At 62.7% G+C, this 21,348-nt stretch carries 24 protein-coding genes; 9 read left to right on the top strand and 15 right to left on the bottom strand.

Annotated elements, in window-relative coordinates; genetic code table 11:
* Positions 1–20: 20 nt before the first annotated feature.
* Positions 21–482: a MarR family winged helix-turn-helix transcriptional regulator gene (locus AC4D2M_RS11100; protein ID WP_490891888.1), complete on the top strand. Its 462-nt coding sequence runs from the start codon at positions 21–23 to the stop codon at positions 480–482.
* A gap of 61 nt (positions 483–543) precedes the next feature.
* On the opposite strand, the gene AC4D2M_RS11105 is transcribed toward AC4D2M_RS11100, so the two are convergent.
* Genes AC4D2M_RS11105 through AC4D2M_RS11115 form a run of 3 tightly spaced genes read right to left on the bottom strand, consistent with a single transcriptional unit; the run spans position 544 to position 2,428 of the window.
* Positions 544–1,218 carry a DUF3618 domain-containing protein gene (locus tag AC4D2M_RS11105; RefSeq protein WP_490891889.1) on the bottom strand — a complete coding sequence of 225 codons (675 nt, stop codon included), beginning with the start codon at positions 1,216–1,218 and terminating at the stop codon, positions 544–546.
* Positions 1,215–1,664 (bottom strand): phage holin family protein, encoded by a 450-nt coding sequence (locus AC4D2M_RS11110; RefSeq protein WP_490891890.1) that lies wholly within the window; start codon positions 1,662–1,664, stop codon positions 1,215–1,217. Before AC4D2M_RS11110 ends, AC4D2M_RS11105 begins: the two co-directional genes overlap by 4 nt.
* Positions 1,664–2,428, bottom strand: a complete 765-nt coding sequence (locus tag AC4D2M_RS11115) for a hypothetical protein (RefSeq protein ID WP_490891891.1) — start codon at positions 2,426–2,428, stop codon at positions 1,664–1,666. Before AC4D2M_RS11115 ends, AC4D2M_RS11110 begins: the two co-directional genes overlap by 1 nt.
* 200 nt (positions 2,429–2,628) lie before the next feature.
* Here AC4D2M_RS11115 and AC4D2M_RS11120 point away from each other — a divergent pair, with 200 nt between their 5' ends.
* Positions 2,629–2,871 carry a CDGSH iron-sulfur domain-containing protein gene (locus AC4D2M_RS11120; protein WP_490891892.1) on the top strand — a complete coding sequence of 81 codons (243 nt, stop codon included), beginning with the start codon at positions 2,629–2,631 and terminating at the stop codon, positions 2,869–2,871.
* A gap of 70 nt (positions 2,872–2,941) precedes the next feature.
* Here AC4D2M_RS11120 and AC4D2M_RS11125 read toward each other — a convergent pair whose 3' ends face one another.
* The 3 genes from AC4D2M_RS11125 to AC4D2M_RS11135 all read right to left on the bottom strand — a co-directional run bounded on the left by AC4D2M_RS11125 (position 2,942) and on the right by AC4D2M_RS11135 (position 7,014).
* Entirely contained in the window at positions 2,942–5,068 is a 2,127-nt protein-coding gene (locus AC4D2M_RS11125) for an FG-GAP-like repeat-containing protein (RefSeq protein WP_490891894.1), read from the bottom strand.
* Positions 5,069–5,333: 265 nt separating this feature from the next.
* Positions 5,334–5,606, bottom strand: coding sequence for a hypothetical protein (locus AC4D2M_RS11130; RefSeq protein WP_490891896.1), 273 nt, complete (start codon positions 5,604–5,606; stop codon positions 5,334–5,336).
* Positions 5,607–5,787: 181 nt separating this feature from the next.
* Positions 5,788–7,014, bottom strand: a complete 1,227-nt coding sequence (locus tag AC4D2M_RS11135) for an alpha-hydroxy acid oxidase (RefSeq protein WP_490891898.1) — start codon at positions 7,012–7,014, stop codon at positions 5,788–5,790.
* Positions 7,015–7,090: 76 nt separating this feature from the next.
* Here AC4D2M_RS11135 and AC4D2M_RS11140 point away from each other — a divergent pair, with 76 nt between their 5' ends.
* Entirely contained in the window at positions 7,091–7,771 is a 681-nt protein-coding gene (locus AC4D2M_RS11140; protein WP_490891900.1) for a FadR/GntR family transcriptional regulator, read from the top strand.
* A gap of 6 nt (positions 7,772–7,777) precedes the next feature.
* Here the strand turns inward: AC4D2M_RS11140 and AC4D2M_RS11145 are convergent, their stop codons facing one another.
* The 3 genes from AC4D2M_RS11145 to AC4D2M_RS11155 form a co-directional block, all read right to left on the bottom strand.
* Positions 7,778–8,242 carry a MarR family winged helix-turn-helix transcriptional regulator gene (locus AC4D2M_RS11145; RefSeq protein ID WP_490891901.1) on the bottom strand — a complete coding sequence of 155 codons (465 nt, stop codon included), beginning with the start codon at positions 8,240–8,242 and terminating at the stop codon, positions 7,778–7,780.
* A 78-nt stretch (positions 8,243–8,320) separates the two neighbouring features.
* Positions 8,321–9,469, bottom strand: coding sequence for a glycerate kinase (locus AC4D2M_RS11150; RefSeq protein ID WP_490891902.1), 1,149 nt, complete (start codon positions 9,467–9,469; stop codon positions 8,321–8,323).
* The gene (locus tag AC4D2M_RS11155) at positions 9,466–10,479 is read right to left on the bottom strand and encodes a LacI family DNA-binding transcriptional regulator (protein ID WP_490891904.1); all 1,014 of its coding nucleotides are present in this window, start codon (positions 10,477–10,479) and stop codon (positions 9,466–9,468) included. Before AC4D2M_RS11155 ends, AC4D2M_RS11150 begins: the two co-directional genes overlap by 4 nt.
* Positions 10,480–10,681: 202 nt before the next feature.
* Between AC4D2M_RS11155 and AC4D2M_RS11160 the strand changes: the two genes are divergently transcribed.
* The 4 genes from AC4D2M_RS11160 (at position 10,682) to AC4D2M_RS11175 (ending at position 14,519) form a co-directional block, all read left to right on the top strand.
* Positions 10,682–11,818: a Gfo/Idh/MocA family protein gene (locus AC4D2M_RS11160; protein ID WP_490892076.1), complete on the top strand. Its 1,137-nt coding sequence runs from the start codon at positions 10,682–10,684 to the stop codon at positions 11,816–11,818.
* Positions 11,815–13,029 (top strand): dihydrodipicolinate synthase family protein, encoded by a 1,215-nt coding sequence (locus AC4D2M_RS11165; protein ID WP_490891905.1) that lies wholly within the window; start codon positions 11,815–11,817, stop codon positions 13,027–13,029. Before AC4D2M_RS11160 ends, AC4D2M_RS11165 begins: the two co-directional genes overlap by 4 nt.
* A complete protein-coding gene (locus tag AC4D2M_RS11170) occupies positions 13,026–13,901 on the top strand; it encodes a sugar phosphate isomerase/epimerase family protein (RefSeq protein WP_490891906.1) in 876 nt (291 codons plus the stop codon). Before AC4D2M_RS11165 ends, AC4D2M_RS11170 begins: the two co-directional genes overlap by 4 nt.
* A 96-nt stretch (positions 13,902–13,997) precedes the next feature.
* A complete protein-coding gene (locus AC4D2M_RS11175) occupies positions 13,998–14,519 on the top strand; it encodes a mycothiol transferase (RefSeq protein ID WP_490891907.1) in 522 nt (173 codons plus the stop codon).
* 89 nt (positions 14,520–14,608) lie between these two features.
* On the opposite strand, the gene AC4D2M_RS11180 is transcribed toward AC4D2M_RS11175, so the two are convergent.
* Positions 14,609–15,256 carry an alpha-ketoglutarate-dependent dioxygenase AlkB family protein gene (locus tag AC4D2M_RS11180; protein WP_490891908.1) on the bottom strand — a complete coding sequence of 216 codons (648 nt, stop codon included), beginning with the start codon at positions 15,254–15,256 and terminating at the stop codon, positions 14,609–14,611.
* A gap of 77 nt (positions 15,257–15,333) precedes the next feature.
* On the opposite strand from AC4D2M_RS11180, the gene AC4D2M_RS11185 reads away from it, so the two are divergent.
* Positions 15,334–16,119, top strand: coding sequence for a VOC family protein (locus AC4D2M_RS11185; protein WP_490891909.1), 786 nt, complete (start codon positions 15,334–15,336; stop codon positions 16,117–16,119).
* Here the strand turns inward: AC4D2M_RS11185 and AC4D2M_RS11190 are convergent.
* The 5 genes from AC4D2M_RS11190 to AC4D2M_RS11210 all read right to left on the bottom strand — a co-directional run bounded on the left by AC4D2M_RS11190 (position 16,116) and on the right by AC4D2M_RS11210 (position 19,905).
* Positions 16,116–16,676: a sugar phosphate isomerase/epimerase family protein gene (locus AC4D2M_RS11190; protein WP_490891910.1), complete on the bottom strand. Its 561-nt coding sequence runs from the start codon at positions 16,674–16,676 to the stop codon at positions 16,116–16,118. The two genes, AC4D2M_RS11185 and AC4D2M_RS11190, sit on opposite strands and share 4 nt — an antisense overlap.
* Positions 16,613–16,777 (bottom strand): hypothetical protein, encoded by a 165-nt coding sequence (locus AC4D2M_RS11195; RefSeq protein ID WP_490892081.1) that lies wholly within the window; start codon positions 16,775–16,777, stop codon positions 16,613–16,615. The genes AC4D2M_RS11190 and AC4D2M_RS11195 overlap by 64 nt, the downstream gene beginning before the upstream one ends.
* Positions 16,778–16,795: 18 nt before the next feature.
* A complete protein-coding gene (locus AC4D2M_RS11200; RefSeq protein ID WP_490891911.1) occupies positions 16,796–17,632 on the bottom strand; it encodes a carbohydrate ABC transporter permease in 837 nt (278 codons plus the stop codon).
* Positions 17,626–18,501 (bottom strand): carbohydrate ABC transporter permease, encoded by an 876-nt coding sequence (locus AC4D2M_RS11205; protein ID WP_490891912.1) that lies wholly within the window; start codon positions 18,499–18,501, stop codon positions 17,626–17,628. Before AC4D2M_RS11205 ends, AC4D2M_RS11200 begins: the two co-directional genes overlap by 7 nt.
* 84 nt (positions 18,502–18,585) lie before the next feature.
* Positions 18,586–19,905 carry an ABC transporter substrate-binding protein gene (locus AC4D2M_RS11210; protein ID WP_490891913.1) on the bottom strand — a complete coding sequence of 440 codons (1,320 nt, stop codon included), beginning with the start codon at positions 19,903–19,905 and terminating at the stop codon, positions 18,586–18,588.
* A gap of 370 nt (positions 19,906–20,275) precedes the next feature.
* Between AC4D2M_RS11210 and AC4D2M_RS11215 the strand changes: the two genes are divergently transcribed.
* Positions 20,276–21,280, top strand: coding sequence for an SIS domain-containing protein (locus AC4D2M_RS11215; RefSeq protein ID WP_490891914.1), 1,005 nt, complete (start codon positions 20,276–20,278; stop codon positions 21,278–21,280).
* The last annotated feature ends 68 nt before the right edge of the window (positions 21,281–21,348 follow it).

Raw genomic sequence — 21,348 nt, forward strand, 5'->3', positions numbered from 1 at the left:
CACGATGAAAAGAGGTGGAGATGTCGGAAACAGATCTTTGGACCACCGAAAGACTGCTGACCACCGCCGCCCGCCTCACCGAAAACGCCTGGAATGAACGTCTCCTCGCGATCGGAATAACTCACGCGGCCTTCATTGCTTTGCGCTCGATCGAGGCGAAGGGTCCGCTGTCCCAGACCGAGCTGGCGGAGCAGTTGCACGTCACAGCCCAAACCGTCGGCCGAACGCTGGTTCGCCTGCAGGACCAGGGGCTGGTGTCGCGCCAGAGCAGCGAGAGTGACCGGCGAACGTTCGTCGTGAGCCTGACTCCACGCGGCAGGTCCCGGCTCTCCGAGGCCGAGCACCACGAACGGGAATTTCTGCAGGACCTGCACCGTGCTTCTCCGGAACTGCGGCGGCTCTTGATGGAGCTGATCGAGGATCTGCTGCCCTCCCGGCCCGATCCGGCGGCAGCGGTCCAGCCGGAAGGAACTCCTGAATAAACAGAACAGGCCGGTGGCGCTGCATGTTTTCATGCAGCGCCACCGGCCTGTCGAGCGTCAGTTACGGTGTGCTCGAGCTGTCCTTGACGTTGGACTTGGCATCCTGCGCGCGGTCCTTGACGTCGGACGCTGCGCTTGTGCCCTCTTCCTTCACCGTGTTGGCCGAATCGGTGGCGGTCTCCTTCACAGAGTCCATCGCCTGCTGTGCCGGCTCCTTCATATCCTCAGCGACCTGCTTGGCTGCGTCAGAAACTTCGGAAACGAGCGGCTGGGCCTTCTCCTTGACGGTTTGAGCCGCCTGCTTCTCTTTCTCGCTTGCGGGGATCAGCGATGCTGCAAGCAGGCCCGCACCGAATGCGATCAACCCGGCGGCGAGGGGGTTTCCCTGCGTCTTCGAGGTAATGCGCTGCGGTGCTGACTGAACGGCCCCACCGGCCTGGTGCATTAGATCTCCCGCGGAGTGGGCTTTGCCCTTGGCCGAATAGGTAGCGTCCTGGGCGGAACCCGCCACGCTGTTTTTGGCGTCGTGGGCCGTGCCCATCACGCTGTCCTTGGCGTCCTGGGCCGTGCCCATTACACTGTCCTTGACATTGCCCAGCTTGCTTTTGACCTTGTCGGTCTGCCGCTGGGCGATGTTCGACGGGTTTACCTTATCGGCAACCGCGTCTACATCGGCGCCCAGTTCGCTGCGGGTGCGTTCAATGTCCGCGCGGATCTCATCAGGTGTCTGGTTCATGGCGTGTGCTCTCCTGGTTTCAACGTAGGCGGAATTTCCTTGGCTGTCTCAGCGGTCTGCGGCATGCCCTTGATCGATTTCATTTCCTTCTTGCCCTTCAGAGCGAGGACCGCAGCGATGATTCCCCAGATCACTGCAACGATCACCGAGGCCCAGCCGAGGCTCTCGATGAGGTCTGCCAAGCCCCACATCAGGGCGAGGGAAAGAAAGAGAAGTACAAAGTGCCCTGCGACGGCAGCGCCGCTCAACATTCCAGCGCCCTTGCCGGCACGGGTTCCGGACTCGCGCAGTTCAGCTTTCGCAAGCTCGAGCTCCTGGCGCATCAGCGTTGACAGGTCACGAGTGACCTCGCTGAGCAGCTCTCCGAGGGATGCATTCGAACCGCTGTCAGAACTCGACGGCGGCGGTTGCGCCGCGTGCGATCCGTGAAGGTGTTGTTCAGTCATTATCGGAAGTCCCTCCCTGATTCAGTCCCGCTTGCACCAGGCTGGCTGAGCGGAGTGGTGGGGGTGACGGTCGGCGTCGTCGTAGGCGGCGCGACCGGCGGGGTGTCAATGCCGGCACCGTAGTCCGGTACGTCGGTTCCGTACTCGTCCGGGACCGGCGGGTAGGTAGCAACGTGTTGTCCGCCCTTTGCTGAGCCGGTGGGTCCGTCCGACGAAGGCGAGCCGCTCGGGCCCGAGCCGCCTGTCATTCCGCGGGTAAGGCGCCCGGCGACGAGGCCTGCGCCTGCGGCAATCAGCAGGAATGTTCCTGGACGGCGTCGGGCAAAGCCGGTGACTTCATCCAACAGTGATCCCGGATCCCGGCCCTCAAGCCAGGATGCGGCGCTGTCGGTGCGCTGTGCCACCTGCTGTACGAGCTGCTGGGCGGTGCCGCCCTCGGACTTGTCAGCCATGGACTTGAGTTCGTCGGTGAGGGAACGCAGGCCTTCGGTGACACGCTGCTGCTGGCTGCCGGCCTGGTCCTTCAAGCCTGAACCAAGCTCGCCGACCAGGTTCTTAACCTGTGTGCCGGCTTCATTTGCCACGTTCTTCGCTTCTGCCCCCGCGGTCTGTGCGACGCCCTTTGCTGCGTCCGCGCCTTGCCGCCCTACATCCTTGGCTTCATCCTTCGCAGCAGACTTAGTGGACTGTCCCGAGGTTGAGGGGTCCTGTGCGCCCGGCGTTGAGGTGACCAGCGGGTCTTCTGACCAGTTCGTTGTGCTCATAATGACTCCTTTATTGATGTGGAGGACTCCTGGGAAGTAAGTCATCGCATCTACACAATAAGCATGCTTAGCATATGACCACAAGACCGCAACGAAAACTCTCCTTCAACCGACGGGCTCGCCGGGTCCTGCGTGGACAGTCAGCTTAGTATTCTGATCGAGAGACGGCTAGGGTCGTAGCTCGCAACGAGGGAGACATCATGAGTTCACCATCCGCATCATCCGGGAACGACGACGTCAGTATCGTGGCCTGCCCTGATGGCCCCCTGTTGGTGAGGGGGGATGTCCCCATTGTGACTCCGTCGGGAGAGCCGGTGCCCCGCCGTCGTAAGACCGTAGCGCTGTGCCGGTGCGGTGCTTCGGCTATCAAGCCGTACTGTGACGGAACGCACAAGCTCATCAATTTCCGTACCGAGCCGGATTTGCCCGACACTCAGGAGTAGGGGCAAAGCGAAAGGCCGCCGGTACCGCTGGAAAGCGGTACCGGCGGCCTTTCGCTCGGAAACCTTTGGGTTACTCCGCTATGTACATGTCCTGCCAGCCCTTGCCGATCTTTTGCGAGCCGCTGAAGCGTCCCGTCCCGTTACCGGTGTAGAGGTACAGTTCGCCGTTGCTGCTGCGTGCGATCAGATCGGCGTTGGAATCCGAGCCCCACGGTCCCGGACCGGCGAATGCTGTCATCCCGTTCCAGCCCGAACCGATCTGCGACGCGGCGAGGAAGCCTCCCCTACCATTTCCGGGGTAGAGGTGCAGCCCACCTTTGGAGTCCCGGGCAACCAGGTCAGACTTCCCATCTCCGCTGAAGTCTCCTGTGCTCAACAGTGCGGTCATCCCACCCCAACCCCGACCGATCTGAGTGGGAGTACCCCAACCGCCCTTACCGTTCCCGGGGTAGAGGTGCATCGCCCCGTCGCTGGAGCGGGCAATAAGGTCGGCGAAACCGTCTCCGTTGAAGTCGCCGGGTGTCACCAGGGCGCTCATGCCACCCCATTTACTTCCGATCTGGGCCCCTGGCTTGACACCGCCGGTTCCAGTGCCGGCGTAGAGCCAGAGTCGGCCCAGGCTGTCCCGGGCCATGACGTCGGCGATACCGTCTCCGTCGAAGTCACCGGGGAGGAGGATCATTTTCATGCCGCTCCACCCGGAACCAATCTGCACCCTCTGTCCGAAGGTCCCCGAGGCCGTGCTCGGGTACAGCCAGAGCCGACCGGATGAGTCGCGTGCGACGATATCCGGGTTCCCATCCCGGTTCATATCGGTGCGCCCGCCGGATGTGGCGGAAGGAGTCGCGACGGGCTGCGGGTTTGTCGCGACAGGGAACGGGTTCGTATTGATGGTGACTGAAGCGCCAGTATCTGAGACGGAGTTGATCTTGACGGCTGTTCCAGCGTGCGTCATGAACGTGCTGCCGGCCTGCCAAGCCGTGTTTTCCGCATAGTAACCAGGGAACGGCTTGCTCGAGGGCATCAGGAGAACGGAAGACGCCGGTGTGAGGCCGCCGCTCTGTACAATCTTCACTCCCCGGTTGCCGTTGATTGCAAGGTTCTTGTCGAAGCCGACGGGAACGCGAAGCTCCAGGTAGTAGATCTCACCGCTCTTCGGATCCGTGAACTTCACTGCCCGGTAGGCGTTGGAACCGGCCCATGGTCGAAGAGTGTAGGTTTTACTGCCGGACGCAACGCCGACGTTGAGAATCTCATCCCCGCGCCCAAATCCGCCGTAGTCCCAGAAACTGGAGCTGATGACCGGGGTGTCGAACCATCGGGAAATGCCCATCAGGTCTGATGTGTCACCGTAGTGCCGGATTTCACACCCGGAGCCGAAGGCGGCGGTATCCGTCTGGCCGGTGGTGCACTGCAGCGAATCAGCGTGCATGAGGCCCAGTACATGGCCAAACTCGTGGGTGAGTACGTTCGTGGTGAAGTTGCTCAGCTGGGAGGTGTGAGGCATAAGGATACGACCGCTGGTGCCGCTGCTGCTCCAGCCGTAGCCCAGGTAGCCCTCCTTCAACGCTGTGGGGGTGAAGACCACCAATGCGGTGTACGGGCTGTAGGTCCACTTCAGTTCTGCAGTGACCTTGTTCATGATCTGGTCGTAGGAATCAGTGGACTTCGCGGCCGTCTTGTGATTGACGACTCTCGACGCTACTGACATCGAAAGCCGTCCGTTGGACATGCTCTTCCAGTAGGCGCTCGATACGCCGATGGCGTTTTCGGCAGTTGTGAACGGAACCGTTGCGGTGCTGTCGGCCAGGTCTATCGTTACAAGCCGAACCTTGATGTCGCCCGCGCGGGACAGGGTGCCGCCGGCACCGAGCGGCGACGTGGCAGCGCCCTCGGTCTCTGCATCGTGTGAATGGGCATCGTGGGGTGTCGAACCGGGTGTCGAACCCTCGTAGGTATGGTCGGGATAGGACGGTATGCCGCCCGGGAAAAGTTCATGAATTTCGGCCGGCTCCGTCTCAGCCGGCGCTGTTTCGGACGGTGCAACCCCGGAATCCGGGCTCTGCTCCGCGGAATGGGTTGCGGTCGGAGACGGCTGAACGGTCTGCGCGGATGCCGGGTACACCCCGACAGAGAGGCTGCCCGCCAGGAGCAGGACGCCGGCGAGGGCAGCAGTGAAACGCTGAAGTGAAGGCATGAGAGTCCTTGGTGGTACGAGTGGGTCGGGGCCCACGTCGCAGTCTTCCCCGACAGCGACAACCGGCCGCTCGCAATCAGCGGCGCTTTATAGCCCCCCACCAAGTATGGTTTATCAATCGCCGGTAAATCGCTGGGAATTTGCAAAGGATTATGCAAAGAAGCTCAGTTTTACCGCAGGATCAACGCAACTGGAATGCCCAGCAGAAATTCGAATATATTTCTAATTGCCCAACCTAATTATGTGATTGAACGGGCGTTGCAAATTATGAGGCGCTGCGAGTAGCGCGCGCTGGCACAGGAGAGCTTGCCGAGCGGGGATCCAGATGTACGACGACGGTGGCCTCCGGCGTGACAATCGGGCGGTTCAGCGCCATTTGCGCTAGCGCCAGCAGAAAGACGGGGAGGGAGAGCAGTACGAAGGTGAAGAGCCCGTACAAGGCGATGATCGCGTGGACGGGGGAGTGGAACAGGCTGGCGATGAACGTTGCGCTCCCCAGCCAGGTCCAGAGCCAGAACAGCGCTACGGCATAAATCACTGTTCGGGCACGCCGATATTTCAACGGATAATGCACCCGCCGCCGCTTCATTTTATTGTGACCCCCAGGTCTCGCGGATCCCGCGCCCCGCGAGTTCCTCCAATGATAATAAGCCCAGGGAAAGCTTTTGTCGCCTGGCTGCCGCTTTGAATGAATTGGAGCGGAAGACAGGCGACAAAAACTACAGGAAACGAACGTGTTCGGGGGTGAGGTCCTCTACGCGGGTAACTCCGAGCAGCTGCATGGTGCGCGTGATTTCCTTCTCGAGGATGGCGACAGCACGGTCGACGCCGGCCCGGCCTCCGGCCATGAGGCCATACAGGTACGCGCGGCCGATCAGCGTGAAGTCAGCACCGAGGGCGAGGGCCGCAACAATGTCGCCGCCGCTCATGATGCCGGTGTCCAGCATGATCGACGTCTTGCCTTTCAGTTCGGCAGCGACGTCAGGAAGAAGCCGGAGGGGTATCGGTGCGCGGTCGAGCTGGCGCCCCCCGTGGTTGGAAAGCACAATGCCGTCCGCACCATGATCCACTACCTTTTTGGCGTCATCGAGAGTCTGAATGCCTTTCACAACGAGGTTGCCCTTCCAGACCTGGCGCAACCAGTCCAGGTCATCGAAGGTAAGGGTGGGGTCAAACATGGAATTGATGAGATCAGCGACGGTGCCCGAGTAGCGGTTGAGCGAGGCGAACGCCAACGGCTCATGCGTCAGGAAGTTGAACCACCAGGCCGGCCGGTAGGAAGCGTCGATGACCGTTTTAAGGGTCAGCGCCGGCGGAATGGTCATGCCGTTTCGGACGTCGCGGAGGCGGGCACCGGCTACAGCGGTGTCCACGGTGACCATCAGCGTGTCGTTGCCGGCGGCGGCTGCCCGCTCAATCAGCTCCATTGACCGCTCGCGGTCCGTCCAGAGGTACAACTGGAACCAGTTCCGCCCCGCGGGTGCTGCCTTGGCGACGTCCTCGATCGACGCGGTTCCCATGGTGGAGAGCGTGTAGGGGATTCCGGCGGCTTCCGCAGCCTGCGAGCCCGCGTACTCACCCTCGGACTGCATCATGCGGGTGAAGCCGGTGGGTGCGATGCCGAACGGCAGAGCGGATTCCTTGCCCAGGACCGTCACCGATGTGTCGACCTTCTCTACGTTCCGCAAAATGCCCGGCCGGAATTCAATGTCGAGGAATGCCTCCCGTGCACGCCGCAGCGTAATTTCCGCTTCCGCAGCCCCGTCGGTGTAGTCGAACGGTGCGGTGGGCGTCCGTCGCTTCGCAATGGCACGAAGATCACCGATGGTGTTGGCGCGGCCCAACCTGGCGCTTTGGCTGAACTCCGGCTTCTTGAACTGCATCAAGGGGGCCAGGTCAGCAACTTTGGGGATCCGGCGCTTGAGCGCTTCGGGCGTGTAGGACATGGGAAACCTTCGCGTCGAGATGTGGTCCGACCACAGTAGCGCCATGTGGTCTGACCATGCAAGCTAAACTTGCTGCATGCGTACCCATCAACTCGTGCAATCCTGGCTGGAGGACCAGCTCGCGGCCGGACGGCTGGCAGTCGGTGATCGGTTGCCGGGCGAACGCACCGTGGCGGAGCAACTGGGCATCTCCCGTGCTTCGGCTCGGGAAGGCATACGCGTACTGGAAGCAATGGGTATTGTTCGTGCGGGCGTCGGCTCCGGGCCGGGGGCAGGCACCGTTATTACTGCCAATCCGGCGGCCGCGTTGGGAGCCGCGCTCCGCCTGCACATGGCGACGTCACACCTGCCCATTGAGGACATTGTGCAGACGCGACTGCTGCTCGAGACGTGGGCTGCCGAGCATGCCGATCCTGCCGCACCCGCCATGGAAGATGCTGCTGCGCTGCTTGCTGCAATGGATGCCTCAGCGCCCGATGAGAAGGAATTCCTGCGTCTTGACTCGCTCTTCCATGTTGCGCTCGCCGAAGCGGCCGGCAATGTGCTGGTCGGAGCGATGATGTCGTCGCTCAGGGAATCGATCGAGGGCTATACGCTGCGGCTGACGCGCACCCTGCCCGACTGGGCAGCCACGTCGGCCCGCCTTCGCGCGGAACATCACGACATCCACGACGCAATCAGGAACGACGACGGCGCGCTCGCCGCCCGGATTGTTGCGCGCCATATCGAGGGTTTCTATAAAGAAGCCGGGTTCTAGGCCCGGCTACTGGTCCTCCACTGCGTGGAGCCCGCTTCTGCCGCGGACATGGCGCTGGGGCTCGGCGAGTTCCTCGATCGCAGCGCGGAGGTGTGATCGCAGCTCTGGAGACAGCAGCGCCTCATCCGAAACCAGGGTGCGCTCAATGTCGCGGCCCTTCTCCAGTGTTGCGAGGCCCTTCTCAGTGATCCGGACCGTCTGACTGCGCCGGTCGTCGTCGCCCCGCGTGCGTTCGATGTGTCCCCTGGCCTCAAGGCGATTGAGTGTTTTCCCAATGGTCTGCGCCTGCACATGCACTAATTCAGCGAGCTGGGCCTGCCGAAGCGGCCCATAAGTTGCCAATACGGCCAAGGCCGTAAACCCGGCGTGGGTGACATCCAGCTCCGCGAGGCGCTGATTCCAAGATTGCTCAACTAGCCGCGCCGCTGTTGTAAGGAGCCGGCCTGTCGACCAGGCTGAAAGATCGGGCATGCGCTTTCACCTTCCCTGTCGAAACCGTTTATCCAACTAATCATCAGCTTACTTATGATTGGTCTGGAATCAACCGTGCTACCCGGGAAAGGTACCTGTCAACCCTGAGGAGCTCGAGAGGAGGGCCCTAAGCACCCATTCTGACGCGTCGGCTGCATAGCGCCCGGCGTCGTTCATTGCGGCTGCTACGGAAGGCGCGGTGTCAGCCAGACTGCGCGCCTGCACCACCCCGTGGGCGGCCAGATCGGCCTCCGACAGCGTGATGCGGCCGGCCACCGCGAGGACCGGGAGGCCCAGGTCCCGGGCTCGATCCGCCAGGCCCAGCGGTGCCTTCCCAAACTGGGATTGCGCGTCAAGCGAACCTTCACCGGTGAGCACCAGATCTGCCTCTGCCAGTTTTCCGTCCAGCCCGGTGAGTCCTGCCACCAGATCGAAACCGGGCTCCAGTGAAGCATTCGCACAGGCGAGGAAAGCGGAGGGGAAACCACCGGCGGCACCGGCACCGGGCTGCTGGACATTGTTCCCCGTGGTGTCCTGCAGCAGCTGCGCCCAGTGGGCGAGGGCGGCGTCGAGCGTCGCGCGGAGGTCTGCGTCCGCTCCCTTCTGCGCGCCGAAAATATGGGCGGCGCCGTCGGGCCCGTACAACGGGTTCTGCACATCGACGGCGATGCGTAGCTGAGCGGTTTGAAGGCGGGGATCAAGGCCGGAAAGATCCAGGGAGGCCGCCCGGGACAGGGCAAGCCCACCCAGGGGGAGCTCGGCGCCGTCGTGGTCACGAATCTTCGCGCCGAGGGCACGCAGCGCGCCGGATCCGCCGTCGGTCATGGCTGATCCGCCTACGCCAAGCACAATCTCCGTAGCACCGGCGTCGAGCGCGGCCGCCAGCAGTTCGCCGCTTCCGTAGCAGTGCGCTGCGCCCGCCGATTCCATAGACGGGGTCACGAATTCCAGCCCACTGGCGCGAGCCGTTTCGATCACGGCAGTGGAACCCATGAGCGCCCACGGGGCCGTAACGGTGTCCTCGAGCGGCCCATGGACGCTTGTCTCGTTCCGGACACCGCCGGATGCCAACACGGCCTCAAGCGTTCCTTCACCGCCGTCCGCGATGGGCTGCACAGTGATGTCCGCATCCGGCATGACCCGGCGAACCCCCGCGGCCATCGCCTCGGCAGCCTCCGCGCCTGTCAGGGTGCCCTTGAACTTGTCCGGTGCAATCAAAATCCTCATGACGCTGATCCTGCTCCTGCCGATTCACGGATGATGACTTCGCCCATGACCGGAGCCGGCGGCGCCTGGTCGGGATTCAGGGCGAGGTTGGCTGCTTCTTCGCCCAACTGCTCGAGCGGCAGGTGGACCGTGGTGAGCGCGGGGAAGTAATCGCGTAGCGGGGGAATGTCATCGAAGCCTGAGACAAGGGCGTCCCCGGGCACCGCAACGCCGAGGGCCCGCAGCCCGGCGATGGCACCGATCGCCATGACGTCATTTACCGCCAGCAGGCAGGCCCCGCGCTCGCCGTTCAACTCCTCCCAGCAGCGCTGCGCGGCCTCGAAACCGCCCTCTCGGCCGAAGGAACTGCCGACGACGGCGGCAGGCTCCAGCCCTGCTTCATTGAGGGCAGCAGTGAAGCCGGCGACGCGGTCGCGTGCGGTATTCAGCTCGCTGGGGCCGGCGAGGATGGCGAACCTGGTGATGCCGAGCGACACGAGTTTCGAAACCAGGGCCGCGGCGCCCTCAGAATTTCCCACCGGTACGGTCAAGCCGGAGCCGCGCATGCCCCCAATGGTCACGACCCGACCACCGTTCTGCTGGTACCGGGCCAGCTCCTGTTCGAGGTCGGGGTCGGGCTGTGCACGGCGCGAACCCGCCAGGATGATCGCGTCGGTGCGATGGGAGGCGAAGGCGGCGACGGCGTCGTGCTCTGCGCTTTCGGAGGGGTCGGTGCTGGCGAGCAGGACCTGCCGGCGGTAGTTCCTGGCCGCGTGCTGGACGCCGCGGGCGATCGAGGAGAAGTAGGGGTCGGAGATGTCGTGGACAACCAGGCCGACCAGCCCGGTGGAGGAACGTGCGAGGGCCTGGGCCTGCGCGTTGGGGACATATCCGAGCTCGAGTGCCGAGGCGCGGACCCGCTCGGCGATATCTTCAGCCGGACGCCGCGACGAGCCGTTCAGTACCCGCGATGCTGTGGCCAGGGAAACGCCGGCGTGGCGGGCAACGCCGGACAGGGTTACAGCGGCCACCGGGCTCCTTCGGTTGGTGGGTTTCCCTGCTGACTGCGGAGGTGAGGCTCCCGGCCCGGCCGGAGCCTCACAATCTTTCCATTCAACGAGGAAGGGGGTTGACGTGGTCCTGATCACCACTCTATATTGGAAAGCGCTTTCCACCAACATTCTTCACTCTCCGGGAGTAAACGTGACAGAGACCAAGACCATCCGCATCGCGATGAATGGCATCACCGGCCGGATGGGGTACCGGCAGCACCTGGTGCGCTCCATCCTGCCCATCCGTGAGCAGGGTGGCGTCACCCTTGCCGATGGAACAAAAGTTCAGGTAGAACCCATCCTCGTAGGACGCAACGAAGCGAAAATCCGCGAGCTGGCCCAGCAGCACAAAGTAGAGCACTGGACCACCGACCTGGACGGGATCATCGCCGACCCCACCGTCGATGTTGTCTTCGACGCCTCCATGACCTCCCTGCGTGCCACAACCCTCAAGAAGGCAATGGCTGCCGGCAAGCACATCTACACGGAGAAGCCGACGGCGGAAACCCTCGCCGAAGCCGTCGAGCTGGCCCGGATCGCCCAGGAAGCCGGCGTCACCGCCGGTGTTGTACACGACAAGCTCTACCTGCCGGGTCTCGTGAAACTGCGCCGCCTGGTCGATGAAGGCTTCTTCGGACGCATCCTCTCCCTCCGCGGCGAGTTCGGCTACTGGGTCTTCGAGGGCGATCACCAGCCCGCGCAGCGCCCATCGTGGAACTACCGCAAGGAAGACGGCGGCGGCATGACCACCGACATGTTCTGCCACTGGAACTACGTGCTCGAGGGCATCATCGGCAAGGTCAAGACCGTCAGTGCCAACACCGTCACCCACATCCCCACCCGCTGGGATGAGCAGGGCAAGGAATACAAGGCAACGGCCGACGACGCCGCGTACGGCATCTTCGAACTCGAAACTCCCGCGGGCGATCCTGTGCTCGCGCAGATCAACTCCTCCTGGGCTGTCCGCGTTTACCGCGACGAACTCGTTGAGTTCCAGATCGACGGCACCCACGGTTCGGCCGTCGCAGGCCTCAACAAGTGCGTTGCCCAGCAGCGCGCCCACACCCCCAAGCCCGTGTGGAACCCGGACCTGCCCGTCACAGAGTCCTTCCGCGACCAGTGGCAGGAAGTTCCGGCCAACGCCGAACTGGACAACGGCTTCAAGCTGCAGTGGGAGGAATTCCTGCGGGACGTGTCGGCCGGCCGCGAGCACCGGTTCGGTCTCCTGTCGGCAGCCCGCGGCGTCCAGCTCGCTGAGCTCGGCCTGCAGTCATCCGCCGAGCGCCGTACTCTCGACATCCCGGAGATCACGCTATGACGTCGCTCTACCTTCCCACTGCGGCCGGCTCGCTTGAGCGCTACGAGCTCGCTCCGACCACCACCTGGGCGAAGCCCACGGCACCCCTCACCGCCCGCCACGCCTACGCGGCCGCGCATGTGATCCCCGAGGTCACCGCCGACAACACTCCCGGCGCGCCCGCCGTCCTTGACTGGGACGCCACGCTCGCCTATCGCCGGGAGCTGTGGTCCTACGGGCTCGGCGTCGCCGACGCGATGGACACCGCCCAGCGCGGCATGGGCCTGGACTGGCCGGCCACGCAGGAACTGATCCGCCGCTCCGGGGCGGAGGCTGCCGCCGTCGTCGGTTCCAACGCTGACGCGACCCGCGGCAAAACCGTCCGCGACCTCCTTGCCTGCGGCGCCGGCACCGACCAGCTGGACCTGGCGAACCTGCCGGCAGGCCGGGCGGGACTGAACGCCGTTGTCGAGGCCTACCGCGAGCAGATCAAGGTGGTGTCCGACGCCGGCGCGAAGGTCATCCTCATGGCTTCCCGCGCGCTCGCCGCCGTGGCGCAGAGCCCCGCCGACTATCAGTACGTCTACGGGATCCTGCTGGCCGAGGCCGAGGAGCCCGTAATCCTGCACTGGCTCGGCACCATGTTCGACCCGGCGCTGAGCGGTTACTGGGGCAACAACAACGTCGACGCTGCCACCAGCATCTTCCTCGACCTCATTCGCGCACAGCCGGAGAAGGTGGACGGCGTGAAGGTGTCTCTGCTCGACGCGGCACACGAGACCGCGCTGCGTGCCGCCCTCCCCGAGAGCGTTCGGCTCTACACCGGCGATGACTTCAACTACCCGGAACTCATCCACGGCGACGGGACGCACTACTCGGATGCGCTGCTTGGCATCTTCGCGGCGATCTACCCCGCTGCGTCAGCAGCTTTGCAGGCGTACGACGACGGCGACGCGGACGGCGGGCGCGCAATCCTGGATTCCACACGGAACCTGGGCAAGCACATTTTCAGCGCGCCGACCTTCTACTACAAGACCGGCGTCGCGTTCCTGTCCTGGGTCAACGGGCACCAGCCCGGGTTCCAGATGGTGGGCGGACTGCACTCCGGGCGTTCGGCACTGCATCTGGCGGATACCTTCCGCCTCGCCGACAAGGCCGGGCTGCTGGCTGATCCCGATGTTGCCGCGCACCGCTTCGAGTGGCTGCTCGCAAGCTACGGGGTGGGCGCATGAGCCGTCTCTCCCTGAACACCGCCACCACGAAGAACATCACGCTGGCGGAAGCGGTAACTTTGTCCGCCGACGCCGGACTGACCCATATCGGTGTCTGGCGGGACCGCGTCGCCGAGGTCGGACTGGACAAGGCAGTTCGCCTCGTGTCGGAAGCCGGTTTGTCCGTCTCCAGCCTGTGCAGGGGCGGGTTCCTGACCGCTGCCGATGAAGCGGGCCAGGCAGCGGCGCTTGCCGACAACACCCAGGCCATCATCGAAGCGGCAACGCTGGGCACCCGCGAGCTGATCATGGTGGTGGGCGGTCTTCCCGCAGCCGGCGCGCTCATCGGCGGCCCCGCCGTCGACCCTTCCGCGCCCGGCGCGAAGGATGTCGCCGCGGCACGTCAGCGGGTTGCTGACCGGATTGCGGAACTGGTTCCGGTAGCGCAGGAGCACAATGTACGGCTGGTGCTGGAGCCCCTGCACCCGATGTACGCAGCGGACCGCGCGGTGCTCTCCACACTGGGCCAGGCACTGGACCTCGCGGTACCCTTCCCCGCGGAGACTGTCGGCGTTGTCGTCGATACCTTCCACGTCTGGTGGGACCCAGCACTTGAATCCTCGATCCAGCGCGCCGGTGCTGAGGGGCGCATTGCGTCCTACCAAGTGTGCGACTGGAATCTCCCGATTGCGGCCGACGCACTGCTCTCCCGCGGGTACATGGGTGACGGTTACATCGACTTCGAGACGATCACCCGGTGGGTTGCCGCAACCGGCTATGCGGGCCCCGTCGAGGTGGAAATCTTCAACCAGGAGATCTGGGATTCACCGGCCGCCGACGTGCTCGCGACAGTGAAGGCCCGTTATGAGTCGCTCGTGGAGCCGTACCTGTAACCCAGCGCCAAAACTGCCCGAAAGGGGCAGGATCGTGGGAAAGGTCCCACGATCCTGCCCCTTTCCGGCATATCTGCGGCTTACTAGGCTGGGTGCATGAGCGGAAACGACGTGCTTGTCGAGGCTTTCGGGCGAATCCCGGACGCGGTGTCCCGTGCGGTGCAAGGGCTCGACGCCGGTCAGCTCGCCTATCGGCCGAGCCTCCCTGACGGGTCGGGCGCCGCAGGCAACAGCATCGGCTGGCTCATCTGGCACCTCACCAGGGTGCAGGACAACCACCTGGCCGACGCCGCCGGCCGCGATGAGCTCTGGCTCACCGATGGCTGGTTCGACAGGTTCAGCCTTGACCTGCCGCGCGAGGACACGGGCTACGGGCACAGCACCAGCGAAGTCGACAAGGTCCGCCTCGACTCCTCTGAGCTGCTCATCGAGTATCACCGGGCGGTGCACGCACGCACCATGAAGTTCGTTGAGAACCTCAACGAGACCGACCTGGACCGGATCATCGACACGTCGTGGGACCCGCCTGTCACTCTCCGCGTGCGGTTGGTGAGCGTCATCGAGGATTGTGCCCAGCATGCGGGGCAGGCTTCATACTTACGAGGGCTTTTGGTCTGACCCCTCGACCGGTACAGATTCGCCGTTCCGTGGCACGATCGCCGGACAATTTCCACGGTCCTGCTACTTTGCAACGAATCTGCGGCGTTTCAGGACAAACCCGTCACCCTCAGCGTGATGTTGAGCCGTCCCTCCAAGCCCAACGCGGGATCGGCTGTTCCGGGATAGGTCTTCATCACCCCGTGGTACGCCAGCCGGGATTCGCCTCCGAAGACGAACAGGTCGCCCGACTCCAGCCGAACGTCCATCCACGGCCTGTTCCGGTTCTGGGTGTTTCCGAAGCGGAAGAGGCAGCTGTCCCCGATGCTCAGGGACACCACGGGCGCAAGGGACTTCTCTTCCTTGTCCTGATGCATGCCCATTTTCGCCGAGGCATCGTAGAAGTTGATCAGCGCTGCGTCGGGTTCATAGCCCTCATCGCGCACGCCATAAGCAGCTTCCACGGCGTCGCGCCCCAGATCGGCCAGCCACGAAGGGAACCGCGCAACCTGCCCGCCGCCGACGTCGTCCGCTGTCCGGCTGTAGCGGTAGGGGACCCAGTGCCAGCCCAGGCAGACGGTCTGCACGGACATCCGTGATCCGTTCGGCATCCGCGTGTGCCGCATCGGCACCGGTCCGGCAGCCCACTCCCGGCACGCCGCGATGAGCTCGCGCTGGCGTTCCACGCCCAGCCAGTCCGGAACGTGCACGGCACCAGGTGCGACGACGGCAGGTTCGCGGGGCAGGAGAGTGGCCATGGGTTCATTCTCTTCCATTGTGTGTCCGAGTACTGGGGGATACGCTCACTTCGACCGACATGCCAGGAGGAGAAGCCATGCCCCACCGAGAGACCTTTCGTGACGGAATGCCTTGCTGGATCGACCTCACCAGTTCGGATCCCGGAAAGTCAGGGCGGTTCTACAGCCAGTTGCTCGGCTGGGCGGTCGAGGACATGGGCCCGGACTACGGTCACTACACCAAGTTCCTCAAGGGGGGTCAGGCAGTCGCCGGGCTGTCCGGGAAGCCCGAGGGGTCGGCCTTCCCGGATGGCTGGGTCACGTACTTCGCCGCCGGGGACATTCCGGCACTGACCGAGAAGGCGGCGCTCGCGGGAGCCGAGATTCTGGTTGCGCCGTTCACTGTCTCGGACCAGGGCAGCGTTGCGCACCTCGCGGATCCGTCCGGAGCGACCTTCGGACTGTGGCAGGGGGACAAGCTGCCCGGTTTCGGGATGCATGGTGAAACAGGCGCCGCCGTCTGGCATGAGCTTTCAACCCGGCTATACCGCCGGTGCGTGGACTTCTACACGAGCGTTCTCGACTGGGAACCGCAGGTGGAGAGCGACACCGACGACTTCCGCTACACGACAGGTCTGCTGGACGGGGAGCAGCAGGCAGGAATCATGGACGCAGCGAACCTGCTGCCCGAGGGTACTCCGTCCGCGTGGGGCGTCTACTTTGGAGTGGACAACACGGACGACGCCGCGGCTCGCGTCCAAGAGCTCGGCGGCACCCTGATTTCAGACCCGGAGGATTCACCCTACGGTCGACTCTGCACCGCAACGGATCCAACAGGCGCCGCCTTCAAGCTGATCGCGGTGGGGCCAGTCTCACCAAGTTAATTGCTGGCAATCGCAGCGCAGAATGCGTGGACACACTGCTCGAGCGCCGGGCGTGGATTGAAGGCATAGGTGCCGTCACCGAAGAGCTCGAAGGTGAACAGCCCTGTGTAGCCTGCGTCTTCGAGCGCCGCGAGGTAGCGTCCCAGCGGTAGTTCGCCATCGCCCCACGCAAGGTGCCCTGTCGGGCGACCGTCGACAAGGTGGACATGTCGGATGAGGGTTCCGAGATTGTCGTAATAGTCGGCCACGGTTTCCCCGGCAACGGCCATGGCCACCGTGTCCCGAACCGCACCAAGGTTGCACACTCCGACGTCGTCAATCATGCGTCGAAGGGCACAGGAGTCATTGACGAGGTTCGACTCCACCCTCTGCAAGGGCTCCAGCACGCACCCGACGCCGAGAGCGCCGGCGTAGGAAACAATTTCTCCCACCGCATCAACGGACCTTTGCCACGCGCTTTGCGGACTTTCGTTCTCGAAGCCGCGGCCAGGTGTCAGGAGGAGCAGCGGCGACCTGGAGTTCCGCGCACACCTCGGCTGCCCGCTTGAACAGGACAATACTGTCCTCCCGCAACCACCATGTCGTCGAGGAACGTCTCAAAAGGCAGGTGCTGGTAGGAGAAGTTTGAGCCGGTGATCTGGTCAGTCGATAGGGTCATGAGCCACCGCCTGCGGAATTATTTGCCGATGCCATCTGCTAGTCCCTTCACGAAGTAGCGCTGGCCGATGAAGAAGAGCAGCACCACGGGGATTGCAGCGATCACCATGCCGGCAAATACAACCGGGTAATCCGTCCCATGCTTACTCATGAGGCTTGTCAGCCCTACAGGAAGTGTCTGTACGCCGGAACCGCTCGTGAATACCATCGCGAAAAGGTACTCATTCCACGCGAAGAGAATGTGCAGGATGATCGTCGAGACGATGATGGGTTTGCACATAGGCAGGATGATCTGCCAGAACGTGGTCCATTTGGTCGCGCCATCAACCTCGGCTGCCTCGTCGATTTCCCTAGGCAAATCGATCATGTAGGCGCGTATGAGGAAGGTGGTGAAGGGGATGCGGAACGCTGTGTACAGAATAAGCAACGCCCAGAAGGTGTTGTACAGCCCCAAGCTCTGAAACATCTTGACCAGCGGGACAAGCGCGACCGCTGGAGCGAGCATAAGTCCACCAAGGATGATTGTGACTATCACCTTGCTGAAGGGAATGTTCACGCGCGTCAGCCCGTAGGCCGCCCACGCGCTGATGAAGACCGTGGCGATCGTAGAGGTAACTGTGACGAGCACGCTGGTCATCAGATAGTTGCTGACTCCCCGGTTCCACGCATTCACGTAGTTCTGCCAGTCCCAGGTAAGAGGGAGAGCGAAGGGGTTCCCAAAGAGTTCGGCATTCTCCTTGAAGCCGTTCAGCACCATCCACAACAGCGGATAGACCACCACTACGACCAGGCCCAGTAGGAAGGTCCACATGAAAACCTTCACGATGATGCCGAGGAAGGAAATTCTAGTCACCATTCGACTCTTCTCCTGTGCGTAATCCAGAGCTGCATGAGAGCGATGACGAGTGTGACTAGGAAGATGACCATGGCGATTGCGGCCGCGTAACCGAAATCGTTTCGGACGAAGCCGCTGCGGTAGAGCCAGGTGGCCAGGACCTGGGTGGAGTTATTCGGTCCTCCACTGGTCATCACCATCACTTCGTTGAAGACCTGGAAAGCGCCTGAAATGGTCACGATGGTCATCAGCCCCGTCATCTCCCGCACCAAGGGCATCGTTACCGTGAAGAACCGGCGGATGGTGCCGATGCCGTCGATTGACGCCGCTTCGTAGAGTTCCGAGGGGATGCGCTGGATCGCGATGGCGAACAGAAGTGTCGAGTATCCGAATCCCTGCCATTGGCTCATCGCGATGACAGCCATCATGGCCGTGCTTTCCTGTCCGAGCCACGGTTGGGCCAGCGCGTTCAGGCCGACACTATTCAGGATGTAATTCAGCAATCCCAGATTCGGTTCGTAGATGAAGTAGAAAAGCAGACCTGCCACGGTGAGCGAGATAGCCGAGGGGATGAAATAGACGGCCCGCAGGGCGCGCCTCCAGCGTTCCCTTCGCACGCTTTCGATGATGGCCGCGAGCAGGAGGGCGCCGAACACCTGGAAGGCGATGGAAATGCCGGCATACATGGTGTTGTTGCCCAGCGATGACCAGAAGATCGGGTCATTCATGAGCTTGGTGTAATTCTCGGTACCGATGAATGTCTGGTTGCCGCTGTAGATATCCCACTCGAGAAAGCTGAAGCCGAGGTTTTGCGCTAACGGCAGATATACAAACACACCGAGGAGAACCAGAGCCGGAAGAACCCATGCGAGTCCGAGGAGCCTCTTCATGGCTGACCGGGATGTTGCAGGAGTCTTCAACCGGGGGGAGGGGGGCACCCGCCCTGCGCGGGTGCCCTCGACGGTCAGCACGGCTTACTTCGCCGCGTTGGACGCGTTGCGAACGCTCTCGAGTACCTCTTCGGGCGTCGAACTGCCGCTGATGATCGCCTCTCCGCCCGCGAGCCAGGCGTCCGCAACCTCGGGAACAGTGACTGTGTCGAGCCAGATCACTATCTGCGAGGCGTCATTGACCTGGTCAATGCCCTCATACACGGCTTCACTCGACGTCTCGGGGGTGACCGCACCCAACACCGTACTGGGCTGACCGTACGGCGGTGAGGAAAGAGTGCGAGCGCTCTCTGCGGTCGTCACGAACTTCATGAAGTCCACAGCGAGCGCCGCACGCGGCGACTTCGCATTGATCAGGTACCCCTCGGGTGCGCCCTCGATGGCGTCGGGATCTCCGGCCGCCCCGGATGGAACCGGGAGCTTGAAGATCCCGAAGTTCTCGGGTGTGAGCTTGTTACCCTCCGCGGTCACGGAATCGAATTCGAGGATCTCCTGGTAGTACATCGCCGCTGTTCCACCGGCGAGGGCCTCCTGGGCTGTGGTGTACAGGACTCCGTTGGTGCCGTTACCTGTGTCCGTGCACTCTCCGACCAGCGTCTTGAACTGCTCAAGCGAGGTCAGATAGCCCTCGTGCTCCAGAACCGCGGTTTCCGGATTGAAGTCTGTGTTCAACACATCGGCTGGGACGTTATAGGCGAAGAGCTGCTGAAGGTAATGCAGACCCGGCCAGCCATCCTTGTTCCCGAAAGCGATGGGCTCGTACCCGGCATCGCGTAGGGGGTCGCAGCTTTCGATGAGTTCGTCGAAGGTGGTTGGAATCCCTACACCGGCTTCCTCAAACGCTGCCTTGTTGTAACCCATGAACTTGCCGTTGTTGTAGAGGGGAATCCCGTAGTACTTGTCGTTGTACTTGAAGGCATCCAGGGAAGCCTCTCCGAAGGTTTCTCCCCAAGTGGTGTCGGGTCCAATGACGCTGGTGAGGTCGGCTGCAAGTCCGCCTTCGACGAAGTTCTCGGCCCAGTCCCCGGTCCAGCTGAAATAGATGTCGGGGAGCGCCCCTGAAGCGGTGAGGGTTTTCGTCTTGTCCTTGATGCTTTGGTCAGTTTCCTGAATGAGTTCGAACTCAACATCCGGATGGAGCTTGGTGTATTCCGCAGCAAGCTCCTCGAAGTAGGGCTCCAGTGGGTCCCCGGCGAACTTCGTCAGGATGCTCAGCGTGCCGGAGAACTCCGGCTCCGCTCCTACGTCAGCTACAGCCGTGCCCGATTGGCTGGCGCATCCGTTGAGGCCCAGTGCCGAAGCCATTACGAGCGCTACTGCCGCTATGGAATCTCGTCTCTGCATGGTGGTCCTTCATGTTTGGGTGAGCGGACCCTAGAGGCTCACGAATGCGTGAGCTATCAAACCCGCCGTTGGATTAGGAGTGACTGTGATTTCGATGACTATACCGATCATCTGGTACCGGTACCAGTACTTTTCTGAAACTATTTCCATTCCTTTCTCTCTGGACCGGCGTCACCTGCCCGGAAATCGTCCGAATCTATAGCGGTCCCGTGGATTCGTGCCGATTACGTCACTTGATCGCCTTCTTGGGTGTCCGAAAAGGAAGTTCTTGACGGTCTCGATTCGGTGTGCCAGCATCGAATGTGGCTGATACCGGTATCAGAACACTTTCTATCGGCCGCCCTGACTCTTACCCCCTTGAAAGGACGCAATGATGCTCGGTTTCGACGAGTCGGCATTTCGCAAGCAGATCGCCAGCGCCGTATCCCTCCGCCCCCAGATCGAAGGGCTGGTCGGCACGCTCACGGCCAAAGGCCTGGACAACCTGTTCCTGATTGGCGCGGGAGGAACCTACGCCGCAATGGGGCCCTACGAACACCTGGCACGCCGGCTTTCCAGCCTCCCGGTGAAGACGTCGATAGCCGCTGAACTGATCACATCGGGAGATGCCACCTTGGGCGAGAAATCCGTTGCGGTCTTTGCCTCCGTTTCCGGAACCACCGACGACAGCCTGCGCGCTATTGAATACTGCAAGCAACGTGGCGTGTACACGATCGCCTTCACCGGCTACCCCGATTCACCGATTGCGCAGGCCGTGGACGTGGCTTTGATCTCCGAGCCGAAGACCTGGCCGTTCGACATGCAGATGCTGCTGTTCATGACGCGGCTGCTCTCCGAGCGCGGGGAGTTTGCCGGATATGAGAAATTTGCGGATGAGATGGCGGGACTCCCGCAGATCCTGGTTGACGTGGCCAATCAGGCCGAACCCCAAGCCGCCGCTTTCGCGGAGGCGCACGCAGATACTGACTATCACTTCCTGGTGGGAGGAGGGAACCTGTGGGGATTCACCTACCTCTACTCGATGTGCATCCTCGAGGAAATGCAGTGGCTCCGCACAACCCGGGTTCACAGCGCCGAGTTCTTCCACGGCTCCCTGGAACTGCTTGAAAAGGACACCAGCGTTATCGTCTTCCAGGGCGAGGACGAAACGCGAGCTTTGACTGACCGGGTCGAGACATTCGTCAGGCGGGTCTCTGATGATGTCACCGTCCTCGATACCAAGGACTACGCACTGGATGGGATCAGCGAGGAATTCCGCGGTCTGCTCGCTCCCATCGTGCTGGACACGGTCACCGGCCGAATCAGTAAGCACCTTGAACGCGTGCGCAATCACTCCCTGGACCTGCGGCGCTACTACCGGGTGGTCGAATACTGATCCTCGAAGCAAGCGAGTGCCCGTTCCATCGAACGGGCACTCCTGTACATAAGGCGGCTATGAAGCAC

The organism is Arthrobacter sp. TJ-270, from assembly GCF_058269075.1.

What these genes read in the sequence shown, in the direction of transcription:
- AC4D2M_RS11165 (WP_490891905.1), top strand. Translation starts at nt 11,815, where the DNA reads ATGACGTCGCTCTACCTTCCCACTGCGGCCGGCTCGCTTGAGCGCTAC.
- AC4D2M_RS11135 (WP_490891898.1), bottom strand. Translation starts at nt 7,014, where the DNA reads ATGTCCTACACGCCCGAAGCGCTCAAGCGCCGGATCCCCAAAGTTGCT.
- AC4D2M_RS11100 (WP_490891888.1), top strand. Translation starts at nt 21, where the DNA reads ATGTCGGAAACAGATCTTTGGACCACCGAAAGACTGCTGACCACCGCC.
- AC4D2M_RS11150 (WP_490891902.1), bottom strand. Translation starts at nt 9,469, where the DNA reads ATGAGGATTTTGATTGCACCGGACAAGTTCAAGGGCACCCTGACAGGC.
- AC4D2M_RS11175 (WP_490891907.1), top strand. Translation starts at nt 13,998, where the DNA reads ATGAGCGGAAACGACGTGCTTGTCGAGGCTTTCGGGCGAATCCCGGAC.
- AC4D2M_RS11120 (WP_490891892.1), top strand. Translation starts at nt 2,629, where the DNA reads ATGAGTTCACCATCCGCATCATCCGGGAACGACGACGTCAGTATCGTG.
- AC4D2M_RS11105 (WP_490891889.1), bottom strand. Translation starts at nt 1,218, where the DNA reads ATGAACCAGACACCTGATGAGATCCGCGCGGACATTGAACGCACCCGC.
- AC4D2M_RS11215 (WP_490891914.1), top strand. Translation starts at nt 20,276, where the DNA reads ATGATGCTCGGTTTCGACGAGTCGGCATTTCGCAAGCAGATCGCCAGC.
- AC4D2M_RS11115 (WP_490891891.1), bottom strand. Translation starts at nt 2,428, where the DNA reads ATGAGCACAACGAACTGGTCAGAAGACCCGCTGGTCACCTCAACGCCG.
- AC4D2M_RS11125 (WP_490891894.1), bottom strand. Translation starts at nt 5,068, where the DNA reads ATGCCTTCACTTCAGCGTTTCACTGCTGCCCTCGCCGGCGTCCTGCTC.
- AC4D2M_RS11110 (WP_490891890.1), bottom strand. Translation starts at nt 1,664, where the DNA reads ATGACTGAACAACACCTTCACGGATCGCACGCGGCGCAACCGCCGCCG.
- AC4D2M_RS11195 (WP_490892081.1), bottom strand. Translation starts at nt 16,777, where the DNA reads ATGACCCTATCGACTGACCAGATCACCGGCTCAAACTTCTCCTACCAG.
- AC4D2M_RS11170 (WP_490891906.1), top strand. Translation starts at nt 13,026, where the DNA reads ATGAGCCGTCTCTCCCTGAACACCGCCACCACGAAGAACATCACGCTG.
- AC4D2M_RS11145 (WP_490891901.1), bottom strand. Translation starts at nt 8,242, where the DNA reads ATGCCCGATCTTTCAGCCTGGTCGACAGGCCGGCTCCTTACAACAGCG.
- AC4D2M_RS11160 (WP_490892076.1), top strand. Translation starts at nt 10,682, where the DNA reads ATGAATGGCATCACCGGCCGGATGGGGTACCGGCAGCACCTGGTGCGC.
- AC4D2M_RS11180 (WP_490891908.1), bottom strand. Translation starts at nt 15,256, where the DNA reads ATGGCCACTCTCCTGCCCCGCGAACCTGCCGTCGTCGCACCTGGTGCC.
- AC4D2M_RS11140 (WP_490891900.1), top strand. Translation starts at nt 7,091, where the DNA reads ATGCGTACCCATCAACTCGTGCAATCCTGGCTGGAGGACCAGCTCGCG.
- AC4D2M_RS11200 (WP_490891911.1), bottom strand. Translation starts at nt 17,632, where the DNA reads ATGGTGACTAGAATTTCCTTCCTCGGCATCATCGTGAAGGTTTTCATG.
- AC4D2M_RS11205 (WP_490891912.1), bottom strand. Translation starts at nt 18,501, where the DNA reads ATGAAGAGGCTCCTCGGACTCGCATGGGTTCTTCCGGCTCTGGTTCTC.
- AC4D2M_RS11210 (WP_490891913.1), bottom strand. Translation starts at nt 19,905, where the DNA reads ATGCAGAGACGAGATTCCATAGCGGCAGTAGCGCTCGTAATGGCTTCG.
- AC4D2M_RS11185 (WP_490891909.1), top strand. Translation starts at nt 15,334, where the DNA reads ATGCCCCACCGAGAGACCTTTCGTGACGGAATGCCTTGCTGGATCGAC.